We start from the raw sequence: 12,652 nt of genomic DNA, 5'->3' as shown, positions 1-12,652 counted from the left end.
TAAGCGGGCTCGGGTCTCTGCACTGCGTTACGCAAGGCGTGCCAGACGTTGCCCGTTATGGGAAACATCGCGCCACCAGCCTGCAGAAAGCATAAAAATCGTCGCCATGAGAAAAGACCCGTTTAGTTGTGAACTTGTGTACTAGTTAACGGGTTCAGCGCATAAAAGTCAATACGCTTTTTCACCTGAGCATAAAATCGTTATCATGCTGGCCGCTTCAACGTGCAGCAGGAGTGCCATTTGAACGATATTGCCCGTTTCCCTCTTTACGATTTACACAGCCATACGCGTGCTTCCGATGGGCTGCTGACGCCGGAAGCGCTGGTGCAGCGCGCCGTTACTATGCGCGTCGGCGTGCTGGCCATTACCGACCATGACAGCGTAGCTGGCGTTGCAGCAGCGCAGCGCGCCGTCGCTGAGCAGTCGCTGCCGCTAAAGGTGCTGTCGGGGGTAGAAGCCTCGACGCTGTGGGAAAATCATGAAATTCATATTGTCGGGCTGAACATCAATATTAGCCACCCGGCAATGACTGCTTTTCTGGCGGAGCAAGCCCGCTGCCGTCAGGAACGGGCGGAGCAGATTGCTGAACGGCTGGAAAAGGCGCGTATTCCTGACGCGCTGGCTGGCGCAGCCCGACTGGCCGATGGCGGGGTAATTACGCGCGGCCACTTTGCCCGTTTTCTCATTGAGCAGGGAAAAGCCGACACGATAGCGCAGGTTTTCAAAAGCTACCTGGCGCGCGGCAAAACCGGCTATGTTCCGCCGCAATGGTGTACAATTAAACAAGCTATTGATGCTATTCACCATTCTGGCGGCTGTGCGGTGCTGGCGCACCCTGGCCGCTACGGTTTGTCGGCAAAATGGCTGAAGCGTCTGATCGCGCATTTTCGCGAAGCGGGCGGTGACGCCATGGAAGTGGCGCAGTGTCAGCAGGCGCCAAATGAACGAACGCAGCTGGCGCAATACGCCCGTGATTACGATCTGGCTGCGTCGCAAGGTTCCGATTTTCATCAACCCTGCCCGTGGATTGAGCTGGGCCGCAAACTCTGGCTTCCGGCCGGCGTTGAGCCAGTATGGGAGCGATTCCCGGCGCTGGTGCCGGCAGGCTCTGACGCGGACAGGTGATAAGAGGTTTTTTATGAGTCAACTTTTTCACATTCACCCGGAAAACCCGCAGCCGCGTCTGGTTTCTCAGGCCGTCGACTATCTCAATAAGGGTGGCGTCATCGTCTATCCCACCGATTCCGGCTATGCGCTGGGCTGCCGGCTGGAAGAGAAAAATGCGCTGGAGCGCATTTGCCGCATTCGTCAGCTGGACGGCAACCATAACTTCACGTTGATGTGCCGCGATCTGTCGGAAATCTCCAACTATTCGCAGGTTGATAACAGCGCCTTTCGCCTGCTGAAAAATAATACGCCGGGCAGCTATACCTTTATTCTGAAGGCGACCAAAGTGGTGCCGCGTCGTCTGATGAATGACAAGCGGAAAACTATCGGCCTGCGCGTGCCGTCCAACCCGATTGCGCTGGCACTGCTGGAGGCGCTTAACGAGCCAATGATGTCGACCTCGCTGATCCTGCCGGGCAACGATTTTACTGAATCGGATCCGGAAGAGATCCAGCACAGCATCGGCAAGCTGGTTGATTTGATTATTGACGGGGGCACGCTGGGACAGCAGCCGACAACGGTTGTCGATCTCACCAGCGATGCACCCGTGATAGCGCGCGAAGGTTCAGGCGATATCCGGCCTTTCCTGTAACAGCCTGGTCAGGTGCCGCTTTGCGCCGCCTGACCAATATTCTGCTTCAGCCAGTTTTGAAAATCTGAATAGGGAATATAGAGCGACACATCTTTTAAAACGATTTTGCCGCTGCGGTTGCTTTTTATCTCGTCGCTGAAACCGACAATAACCCCGCCCAGCGTATTATCCGCATTATAAACCGCGCCGCCCGACATCCCTTTTACCACGCCCGCATTTGACGCCATCGCCATACAGGGTTTTTTATTCCAGCTGTTACGGATAGCGGTGCGCGCTAAATTAGTGCCCGAAGATTCAACCGGCATAGCGGATATAAAACTATAACCGTACATTTTTACCGGGTCGCCGATATCGCTGCTGCGGAATTTAGCCAGCGTCGTCGCGTCGTTTTTGTGGTAAATGATCGCCAGATCGCAATAAGGGTGGTAAGCCTTTACGCGCTGTACGGCGAATTTCGCCACGTGCGCTGCCGTCAGGCTGTATTCAGGCGTAATGGGAATGCTGCTGCCTAGCGTGCCAAGCCCGAGAATCGTAGGAATGCCGGTGAAACTCATGTCCACATGCTGCATTGCCGTACGGCTGTATTCGGTATGGCCCACAGAGCAACCGCTCAGAGCCAGCGCAGCGAACGCCGGCCATAAGAACAGTTTTCTCATGGTGATTATCTTTATGTTGGCATGTCGGAAAATCCCTGGTGAAGGCTTTTGACATGCAATTTCAGACTCATCATTGAGCCGTATTAACGCTGCATTTCCGGTAGCGCCGGTTTATTTTTAAAGAAACTGCAAAAATTAGTTAAATGCTTGTTAATAACTTCCGGTCAGATAACAGCTTAAGATTAATAATGCGAAAGTTATTTTTTGCGTTTCTGGCTCTGATTGTACTTATAAATTACCGTCAGACAATCTCTTAAGATTAATCCTAAAAAGAAATGCAGAGAAATAGGGTGCTAATTCAATCTATGGTTTTAAGAGCGGCAATAAAGTGCAATATCCATATGAATATTGCGATTTATCCTCAAAATACAGAATAACCATCTGCCACTTTGCGCGCTGCCAGTTGAAAAAAACAATGAAAAAGCCAGTTAAGCTTAATCTGTTTTTAACTGTTTAATTTATCTGATGAATATTCTGTTCGCTGGATACATTAGCCATTGAAAACAGATCCTGTTAGGCGAAAAAGCATATTTGCTTCAGAGAGTTGTTTACCAGGCCACGGTGAAAGCCTGAAGGTGACGAATTAATGATTGCCGTCCGCGAAGACGGCAACAGGGAGAAAAGAAGAGGGTTAACGTTGCCGCCAGCGGTGATACTCCTCGCCGCGGCGCCCTGGCGCGGTCTCGGGTAAACGGAACAGCCCCACCAGAGAAATAACACCAAGCACGCCGACATAGATCGCCAGGCCATACCAGTGACCATTCGTGACCTGCAAAATTTTTACCGCGGCCAGACCGAGAAGACCGCTGCCGATTAACGAGCCAATTTGCCAGATCACGGCAATGCCGCTGCAGCGTATATGAGTCGGAAACAGCTCCGGAAACCAGGAGGCCTGAGGCGCGTAACACATACTGTGACCGAGCGTCAGCGCCACGATCATGGCAATCTGGGTCAGCCAGTAGCTGTTTTGCTGCAGCGCGAGGAAAAAGGGCACGATCGACAGCACAATCAGCAGCGCGCCCAGCAGGTAGACTGGTTTGCGGCCGATGCGGTCAGAAAGCGCACCCATCAGCGGGATAGCGAAGATTTCCAGAATCACAGCGACAATCATGCTCTCCATCAGGATATTACTGTCGAGCTGATTAGCTTTAGCCCAGGCCAGAATAATCACGGTGAACAGAGCAAAAGCGCAGGCTTCAATCAGCTTCGCCGCTACGCCGTTGATCACCAGCCCAGGATAAGCCTGAATCACCTCTTTCAGCGGGCGCGATTCTGTGGCTTTGGTGGCGCGGATCTCTGCGAAAACCGGCGACTCATCAATTCGCAGTCGGATAAACAGACCAACGATGACCAGCAGGGCGCTCAGCAAAAAAGGGACGCGCCAGCCCCAGCTCATCATTTGATCTGCGGTCAGGAACGCATTCAGAAGGGCGAACAGCGCCAGCGGCAGCAGAAAGCCGGCCGGCGCGCCCGTCTGTACCCAGCTGGCGAAGTAACCTCGCCGCGCGGGCTGGGCATACTCCGCCGTCATCAATACTGCGCCAGCCTGCTCGCCGCCGACGCCGAATCCCTGCAAGAGCCGGATAACGATTAAGGAGACCGGCGCCCAGATACCGAGGGTGGCATAGGTCGGCAACAAACCGATGCAAAAGGTGCCCAGGCCGACAATCAGGATAGTGGCGACCAGCGCTTTTTTACGTCCCACCTTATCGCCGATATGGCCGAAAATAATCCCGCCAACCGGACGCGCCAGAAAGCCGACGGCGTAAGTGGCGAAGGCGGCCAGCGTACTGACCAGCGGATTATCGCTGGGGAAGAAAAGGTGCCCGAAGAAGAGTACTGCGGCGGTTCCATAGGCGAAAAAGTCATAATATTCCGCTGCGGTACCGATAGCGGATGCGCTGGCAACCCGGCGTATGATGCGCTGGTTGTCAGCGGTTTCGGCGGTTGCATTAGCGGATGGCGTGGATACAGAGGTCATGGGGATCTCCCGTTGTCAGAGGCTTGCCTACCATACAAGTCTGCAAAGGCGTCTGTTGCGAAGATGATCACAGATGTTAAACAGAGGGGAGACGAGAAGGAGAGGCGCCGCGTACGCCATCATTGTCACCTGTATCAGCCTGAAACGCCCTGCCTGCTATTCTGATAAAGCAGGTTACAAATCAGTAAATTAAAGGTATAATGGGCGGAACATCATAACTTAAGTTATTGATTTTAAAGAAGTTTAACCCAAATGACGCCTGGGAAGGCGACAGTGAGGCCGCTATGAGCGAAAAGTTACAGAAAGTCCTGGCACGTGCAGGCCACGGTTCCCGTCGTGAAATCGAAGCAAAAATCGCCGCTGGTCGCGTCAGTATCGACGGCAAACTCGCCACGCTGGGCGACCGCATTGAAAACGATAAATCCCTGAAAATCCGCATCGACGGCCATCTGGTCTCTATCGCCGAGTCGGCGACGGAAGTATGCCGCGTGCTTGCCTATTACAAGCCTGAGGGCGAACTCTGCACCCGAAGCGATCCGGAAGGCCGTCCAACGGTATTCGATCGCCTGCCGCGCCTGCGCGGCTCCCGCTGGATCGCGGTAGGGCGTCTGGACGTTAATACCTGCGGCCTGCTGCTGTTCACCACCGATGGAGAACTGGCTAACCGCCTGATGCATCCAAGCCGTGAAGTCGAGCGTGAATATGCCGTACGCGTGTTTGGTCAGGTGGACGATGATAAAATTCGTCAGCTGAGCAAAGGCGTACAGCTGGAAGATGGCCCGGCAGCCTTTAAAACGCTGCGCTTTGCCGGCGGCGAAGGGGTGAACCAGTGGTATAACGTCACCCTGACAGAAGGGCGCAACCGTGAAGTGCGTCGCCTGTGGGAAGCGGTCGGCGTGCAGGTCAGCCGCCTGATGCGCGTGCGCTATGGCGATATCCATCTGCCAAAAGGTTTACCGCGCGGCGGCTGGATGGAAATGGATCTGGCGGCGGTTAACTACCTGCGCTCGCTGGTTGGCATGGATGACGAGACGGTCACCAAGCTGGCGGTTGAGAAAGATCGCCGTCGCACCAAGGCGAATCAAATTCGTCGTGCGGTCAAGCGCCACACGCAGGTCAGCGGCAGCGGCCGACGCAGCAGCGGCGGCGGCAGCAAACGCGGCTAATAAAAAACGCAGCTCTCGGGCTGCGTTTTTTTTACCAGTCGATGCCTTGCTGTGCCTGAATACCCGCATCGAAGGCGTGCTTAACCGGCCGCATTTCAGTTACGGTGTCTGCCATCTCCATCAGCGCGCGATGGCAGCCGCGTCCAGTCAGGATAACGCTCTGATGCGCCGGACGCTCACGGAGCGCGCGCTCCAGCTCCTCCAGCGGTAAGTAGTCCATGCTCACCATATAGGTGATCTCATCCAGCAGCACCAGATCCAGACGCTCGTCCGCCAGCATCCGCCTGGCGTGCTGCCAGACCGCAAGGCAGGCGGCCGTATCGGTCTCACGATTTTGCGTCTCCCAGGTAAAGCCGGTAGACATGACCTGAAATTCCACCCCGTGCTGCGACAGCAGGTTGCGTTCGCCGTTAGGCCATTCACCTTTGATAAACTGGATCACGCCCACCTTTTTATCATGCCCGACGGCGCGCAGCGCGGTGCCGAAGGCGGCGGTGGTTTTGCCTTTACCATTGCCGGTAAAGACCATCAGGATGCCGCGCGTCTCCGTTGCCGCGGCGATGCGCGCATCAACCTGCTCTTTCAGCCGCTGCTGGCGCTGCTGGTGGCGATCGTCGCTCATTACTCTGCGGCTCCAGGTTTGCGGCCGGGCTGCGCGTCGAAGCTGACGCCTGTTTTACGGCGGCTGTCGTCGCCCATAACATAAAGGTAGAGCGGCATCAGGTCGGCTGGCGTTTTCAGCTTACCGGCATCCTCCTGCGGGAAGGCCGAGGCGCGCATTTTGGTGCGCGTGCCGCCAGGATTGATGCAGTTAACGCGCAGCGACTGGTTTTTATACTCATCCGCCAGCACCTGCATCATCCCTTCGGTGGCGAACTTGGAAACGGCATAGGCGCCCCAGCCCGCGCGACCGGTACGTCCCACGCTGGAGGTAGTGAACACCAGCGAACCGGCACTCGATTTCAGCAGCAGCGGCAGTAAGGCCTGCGTCAGGAAAAAGGTGGCATCAAGATTGATTTTCATCACATCTTGCCAGATTTGCGGATCCAGCTCGGCCAGCGGCACGATTTCGCCCAGAATGCCGGCGTTGTGCAGCACGCCATCGAGGCGTGGAAACTGCTGCGCCAGCCGGTCAGCCAGCTGCCGACAGGTATCCGGGGTCGCCTGCGCCAGATCGAACACCACGCAGTGCGCCGGACGCAGGCCCAGCTGGCCGATCGCCTGCTGGGTCTGCTCCAGACGCTCTGTATTGCGGCCAAGCAGAATGACTTCCGCGCCGTAGCGCGCATAGGTAATGGCGGCTTCGCGGCCGATGCCGTCTGAGGCGCCGGTGACAAGAATGATGCGGTTTTGCAGCAGGTCGCTTTTCGGTTGATAGTGCACGGCGATTTCCTTGAGCGCTAAACGGGTTTTTGGCTTTATGCCTTAATTCGCCGGAGGGTGCAATCATCCACAGGCGCTTTCTGTGCCGGGCGCTGGCATTTCAGGCGACGCGCGGCGCTAAACCCGTTAAACTCTCTGATTAGTGCTAATTCTCTGTTTAATAAGGCGGCAGAATGGATTTACTCTCCAGTTATGGATTATTTCTGGCCAAAGCGGTGACGGTTGTTGTAGCCGTCGGCGCCGTCGTGGCGATTATTGTGAACGCGGCGCTGCGCAAGCGCGGCCAGGCGGCCGGGCAGCTCCGGCTGACGCATCTGGGCGATGATTATCAGCAAATGAAGGAAGAACTGCAGCTGGCTAAAATGAAGCCGCATGTACAGAAAGTGTGGCTGAAGCAGCATAAAAAAGCGGAAAAGCAGAAGGCGAAAGCGGAGAAGCGCGCCGCGAAGCAAGGCGTTGCTGAACATCAGAAACCGACGCTTTACGTCATCGATTTTAAGGGCAGCATGGACGCCAGCGAAGTGACGGCGCTGCGCGAAGAGGTTTCCGCCGTACTGGCGGTAGCGGAAAAGGGCGATGAGGTACTGCTGCGGCTGGAAAGCCCAGGCGGCGTAGTGCATGGCTACGGCCTGGCGGCGTCGCAGCTGCAGCGCCTGCGCGATCGCGGCCTGCGCCTGACGGCGGCGGTCGACAAAGTGGCCGCCAGCGGCGGCTATATGATGGCCTGCGTGGCGGATCGCATCGTGGCCGCGCCCTTCGCCATTCTCGGCTCTATCGGCGTCGTGGCGCAAATCCCTAACTTCAATCGTCTGCTCAAGCGTAACGACATTGATGTCGAACTGCATACCGCAGGGCAGTACAAACGCACCCTGACGCTGTTCGGTGAAAACACCGACGAAGGCCGTGAGAAGTTTCAGGAAGATCTCAACGAAACGCATGTGCTGTTCAAAGAGTTCGTGCACCAGATGCGCCCAACGCTGGATATCGACAAAGTGGCGACAGGCGAGCACTGGTATGGCCGACAGGCGCTCGACTTAAAGCTTATTGACGATATCAGCACCAGCGACGAGCTGATCATCAGCCAGATGGATCTCTTTAACGTGCTGGGCGTGCACTATGCGCGCCGCCGCAAAATGATCGACCGCGTGACTCACAGCGCTGGCTCGGTAGCGGAGCGCCTGCTGATGAAGTGGTGGCAGCGCGGCGAAAAGCCGCTGCTGTAAAGAGCGTCTGCACACTCGCGATAAACGAACCCGGCATCCGCCGGGTTTTTTATGCCAGGTGGTAGCGTGACGAGAGCGTCAGCGCCAGATATTTAAACACGTTAAACACCGCCGTGGTCTTCGCCGTCGGCAGCCCCTCGTCATCGAGGAAAAAGGGGCCGCGGAAAACCAGAACGTCTCCTTGCTGGATTACGTCGTCTGCTTCAAGCCCGGCGAAATAATCGTCATGCTCCCGAATGAGCGCATTGGCTTTTTCCAGTAGCGCCTGGCGTGAAATGGCCTGAGTATTCTTCTGCATTGAATAGCGCCTTTTTGACATGCACAAAATCCTTTCTATATTACTTGCCAAAACCGCTGCGCGGCAAATCAGCAAAAAGCGCGAAAATCTGGCGCAAAAATCGACTGAGTGCTAATTAAGTTGCGTAACGAATTTTATCAGGTAGAGTGTGGGCGATTCAGATTTCAGGGAGATCACACCGGGATGTGTGGTTGAGTCAGATGAAAAAGTCGCTCTTATTCATACCCTTGCATAAGCATATGCCAGCTGGCCCGAGATTGACCCCGCAGCCTTGAAAAGCAAAAAAGGCGCAACAATATTGAACCCAATGGGTTTCAGGGCATCAAATCCTCTCCCGTTTATCAGGACGTTTTCATTAGGTAAAGGTACATATGGGTAAAGCACTCGTCATCGTTGAGTCCCCGGCAAAGGCCAAAACAATCAATAAATACCTCGGTAGTGACTACGTGGTGAAATCCAGCGTCGGTCATATCCGTGATTTGCCGACCAGTGGTTCAACCGCGAAAAAGAGTGCTGACGGGGCCGGCGATAAAAAAACCAAAAAGGTTAAAAAAGACGAAAAAGCTGCGCTAGTCAGTCGAATGGGCGTTGACCCGTACCACGGCTGGAAAGCTGACTATCAGATCCTGCCCGGCAAGGAAAAAGTCGTCTCCGAACTGAAAGCGCTGGCGGCCAATGCTGACCACATTTACCTCGCAACCGACCTTGACCGCGAAGGGGAAGCCATCGCCTGGCACCTGCGGGAAGTGATCGGCGGCGACGATAAGCGCTTTAGCCGCGTAGTCTTTAACGAAATCACCAAAAATGCGATTCGTCAGGCGTTTGAAACGCCGGGCGAACTTAATATCGATCGCGTTAATGCGCAGCAGGCGCGCCGCTTTATGGACCGCGTCGTCGGCTATATGGTATCGCCGCTGCTGTGGAAGAAAATCGCGCGTGGCCTCTCTGCCGGTCGCGTTCAGTCTGTCGCCGTACGCCTGGTGGTTGAGCGTGAACGTGAAATCAAAGCGTTTGTACCGGAAGAATACTGGGAGCTGAACGCCGATCTGCATACGGCGAAAGGCGATCTGCTGGCGATGTCCGTGACGCACCAGAACGACAGCCCGTTCCGTCCGGTCAACGGCGAACAGACGCAGGCTGCCGTCGCGCTGCTGGAAAATGCGCGCTATGAAGTGGTGGACCGCGAAGATAAACCGACCAGCAGCAAACCTGGCGCACCTTTTATTACCTCGACGCTACAGCAGGCGGCCAGTACGCGACTCGGCTTTGGCGTCAAGAAAACCATGATGATGGCGCAGCGGCTTTATGAAGCGGGCCACATTACCTATATGCGTACCGACTCGACCAACCTGAGTCAGGATGCGCTGGCGATGGCGCGCGGCTATATCGACAAGAACTTCGGTAAAAAGTATCTGCCGGAGACGGCGAACACCTACGCCAGCAAAGAGAATTCCCAGGAAGCGCACGAAGCGATCCGTCCCTCCGACGTTAACGTCGTAGCGGAAAAACTTAAAGATATGGAAGCGGACGCGCAGAAGCTCTATCAGCTGATCTGGCGTCAGTTTGTCGCCTGCCAGATGGTGCCTGCGCAGTATGATTCCACGACGCTGACCGTTGCCGCTGCCGGCTTTAAGCTGAAGGCGAAAGGGCGCACGCTGCGCTTCGACGGCTGGACGCGCGTGATGCCAGCGCTGCGTAAAAATGATGAAGACCGCACGCTGCCGCCTGTGGAAACGGGCGAGACGCTGGATCTGCAGCAGCTGGTTCCGAGCCAGCACTTCACCAAACCACCGGCGCGCTTCAGCGAAGCCTCGCTGGTGCGCGAACTGGAAAAGCGTGGCATCGGTCGTCCTTCTACCTACGCCGCCATTATCTCGACCATTCAGGATCGCGGTTACGTGCGGGTGGAAAACCGCCGTTTTTACGCCGAGAAAATGGGCGAAATCGTCACCGATCGTCTGGAAGAGAATTTCCGCGATCTGATGAACTACGACTTTACCGCTACCATGGAGGACAGCCTCGATCGGGTTGCCAACAATGAGGCGGAATGGAAAGGCGTGCTGGACAACTTCTTCAGCGACTTTACTCAGCAGCTGGATAAAGCTGAGAAAGATCCAGAAGAGGGCGGCATGCAGCCGAACCAGATGGTGCTCACCTCTATCGACTGTCCCACCTGCGGACGGAAAATGGGTATCCGCACCGCCAGCACCGGCGTTTTCCTTGGCTGTTCCGGCTATGCGCTGCCGCCGAAGGAGCGTTGCAAGCAGACCATCAACTTGATCCCGGAAAACGAAGTGCTCAACGTGCTGGAAGGCGACGACGCCGAAACCAATGCGTTGCGCGCGCGTCGCCGCTGCCAGAAGTGCGGTACCGCGATGGACAGCTACCTGATCGATCCGCAGCGTAAGCTGCACGTCTGCGGCAACAACCCAGAGTGCGACGGATACGAGATTGAACAGGGCGAATTCCGGATCAAAGGCTATGACGGCCCGGTGGTAGAGTGCGAGAAGTGCGGTTCGGAAATGCACCTGAAAATGGGCCGTTTCGGTAAGTACATGGCGTGCACCAACGACGACTGTAAGAACACACGCAAAATTCTGCGTAACGGCGAAGTCGCGCCGCCGAAAGAAGATCCGGTGCCGTTGCCTGAGCTGCCCTGCGAGAAATCAGACGCTTACTTCGTGCTGCGCGACGGCGCGGCGGGCGTCTTCCTGGCGGCGAACACTTTCCCCAAATCGCGTGAAACGCGCGCGCCTTTGGTGGAAGAGCTGCAGCGTTTTAAAGATCGTCTGCCGGAAAAACTGCGCTACCTGGCTGACGCGCCAGCGACCGATCCTGACGGCAACAAGACAATGGTTCGCTTTAGTCGTAAAACCAAACAGCAGTATGTCGCCTCTGAAAAAGAGGGCAAAGCCACAGGCTGGTCGGCGTTTTATATCGACGGTAAGTGGCAGGAAGCCAAAAAGTAAGTTCCTTTCCCTCATAAAGGCCAGCCATGCTGGCCTTTTTCTTAGCCTTATATCAAAACGTTCTACATTTATCTTTACAATGATATAGTGGTTATAGCATTTCCGACATGTTCCTGTGCTTTGCCTCATTTCTCACCGATCCGGCGAAAATACGTCAATCGGGGATGCGCTCTGTAGCTTACTGGGATGGAACAGATATGAAATTGCAGCAGTTGCGCTATATCGTCGAAGTGGTTAACCACAACCTTAATGTCTCTTCGACAGCAGAAGGACTTTACACTTCTCAGCCGGGCATCAGTAAGCAGGTGCGCATGCTGGAGGATGAACTGGGCGTGCAGATCTTTGCGCGCAGCGGCAAACATTTAACGCAGGTCACGCCAGCAGGCGAAGAGATCATTCGTATCGCCCGTGAAGTCTTGTCTAAGGTCGATGCGATAAAGTCGGTGGCGGGAGAGCATACCTGGCCGGATAAAGGCTCGCTCTACGTGGCGACGACCCATACGCAGGCGCGTTACGCGCTGCCAGGGGTGATCAAAGGCTTTATTGAGCGCTATCCGCGCGTCTCACTGCATATGCATCAGGGCTCGCCGACGCAAATCGCCGAAGCGGTTTCCAAAGGCAATGCGGATTTCGCTATCGCCACCGAAGCGCTGCATCTTTACGACGACCTGATTATGCTGCCATGCTACCACTGGAATCGCGCGATTGTTGTCACGCCCGATCATCCGCTGGCGGGCAAGGGGCAGGTTTCAATCGAGGAGCTGGCGGAATACCCTCTGGTTACCTACACCTTCGGCTTTACCGGACGTTCAGAACTGGATACTGCATTCAATCGGGCAGGCCTTACGCCGCGTATCGTCTTCACCGCTACCGACGCAGACGTAATCAAAACTTATGTTCGCTTAGGCCTGGGGGTGGGGGTTATCGCCAGTATGGCCGTGGATCCGATTGCCGATCCTGACCTGGTGCGCATCGAAGCGGCAGAAATTTTCACCAACAGCACCACGAAAATTGGCTTCCGCCGCAGCACCTTTCTGCGTAGCTATATGTATGATTTTATTCAGCGCTTCGCGCCTCATCTTACGCGCGATGTGGTCGATGCGGCGGTAGCGTTACGCTCCAATGAAGATATTGAAGCGATGTTCAAAGATATTAAGCTGCCGTTTAAGTAAATCCGCGTATCGTTTAATTTTGTTAAAGGCTGCCCTGGGCAGCCT

The 12,652-nt window shown here is 55.5% G+C and carries 11 protein-coding genes; 6 read left to right on the top strand and 5 right to left on the bottom strand.

The features are described from left to right. Positions 1–240 precede the first annotated feature (240 nt). On the top strand, positions 241–1,125 hold the full coding sequence (rnm, locus tag MHZ89_RS20190) for an RNase RNM (RefSeq protein ID WP_311784450.1): 885 nt from the start codon (positions 241–243) through the stop codon (positions 1,123–1,125). Between the two features lie 13 nt (positions 1,126–1,138). Then, positions 1,139–1,759 carry an L-threonylcarbamoyladenylate synthase gene (locus MHZ89_RS20185; protein ID WP_311784449.1) on the top strand — a complete coding sequence of 207 codons (621 nt, stop codon included), beginning with the start codon at positions 1,139–1,141 and terminating at the stop codon, positions 1,757–1,759. Between the two features lie 8 nt (positions 1,760–1,767). Here the strand turns inward: MHZ89_RS20185 and MHZ89_RS20180 are convergent, their stop codons facing one another. Then, positions 1,768–2,415 (bottom strand): trypsin-like peptidase domain-containing protein, encoded by a 648-nt coding sequence (locus MHZ89_RS20180; protein WP_126690435.1) that lies wholly within the window; start codon positions 2,413–2,415, stop codon positions 1,768–1,770. Between the two features lie 631 nt (positions 2,416–3,046). Beyond that, positions 3,047–4,396, bottom strand: a complete 1,350-nt coding sequence (locus MHZ89_RS20175; protein WP_311784448.1) for an MFS transporter — start codon at positions 4,394–4,396, stop codon at positions 3,047–3,049. A gap of 284 nt (positions 4,397–4,680) precedes the next feature. Between MHZ89_RS20175 and rluB the strand changes: the two genes are divergently transcribed. Beyond that, positions 4,681–5,562: a 23S rRNA pseudouridine(2605) synthase RluB gene (rluB, locus tag MHZ89_RS20170; RefSeq protein ID WP_311784447.1), complete on the top strand. Its 882-nt coding sequence runs from the start codon at positions 4,681–4,683 to the stop codon at positions 5,560–5,562. Between the two features lie 31 nt (positions 5,563–5,593). Here the strand turns inward: rluB and cobO are convergent, their stop codons facing one another. Next, entirely contained in the window at positions 5,594–6,184 is a 591-nt protein-coding gene (gene cobO / locus MHZ89_RS20165; protein ID WP_311784446.1) for a cob(I)yrinic acid a,c-diamide adenosyltransferase, read from the bottom strand. Then, positions 6,184–6,945: a YciK family oxidoreductase gene (locus MHZ89_RS20160; protein ID WP_311784445.1), complete on the bottom strand. Its 762-nt coding sequence runs from the start codon at positions 6,943–6,945 to the stop codon at positions 6,184–6,186. Before MHZ89_RS20160 ends, cobO begins: the two co-directional genes overlap by 1 nt. 173 nt (positions 6,946–7,118) lie before the next feature. Between MHZ89_RS20160 and sohB the strand changes: the two genes are divergently transcribed. Then, positions 7,119–8,168, top strand: a complete 1,050-nt coding sequence (gene sohB, locus MHZ89_RS20155; RefSeq protein WP_311784444.1) for a protease SohB — start codon at positions 7,119–7,121, stop codon at positions 8,166–8,168. A gap of 49 nt (positions 8,169–8,217) precedes the next feature. Here sohB and MHZ89_RS20150 read toward each other — a convergent pair whose 3' ends face one another. Beyond that, entirely contained in the window at positions 8,218–8,466 is a 249-nt protein-coding gene (locus MHZ89_RS20150; RefSeq protein ID WP_120454067.1) for a YciN family protein, read from the bottom strand. Positions 8,467–8,837: 371 nt separating this feature from the next. Between MHZ89_RS20150 and topA the strand changes: the two genes are divergently transcribed. Continuing rightward, on the top strand, positions 8,838–11,435 hold the full coding sequence (gene topA / locus MHZ89_RS20145) for a type I DNA topoisomerase (protein WP_311784443.1): 2,598 nt from the start codon (positions 8,838–8,840) through the stop codon (positions 11,433–11,435). Between the two features lie 197 nt (positions 11,436–11,632). Continuing rightward, on the top strand, positions 11,633–12,607 hold the full coding sequence (gene cysB / locus MHZ89_RS20140) for an HTH-type transcriptional regulator CysB (RefSeq protein WP_033746805.1): 975 nt from the start codon (positions 11,633–11,635) through the stop codon (positions 12,605–12,607). Positions 12,608–12,652 lie beyond the last annotated feature (45 nt).

Source organism: Pantoea sp. ACRSB, assembly GCF_022346905.1.
Taxonomy (GTDB): domain Bacteria; phylum Pseudomonadota; class Gammaproteobacteria; order Enterobacterales; family Enterobacteriaceae; genus Pantoea; species Pantoea piersonii.
This window is presented reverse-complemented; position numbering and strand designations above follow the sequence as displayed.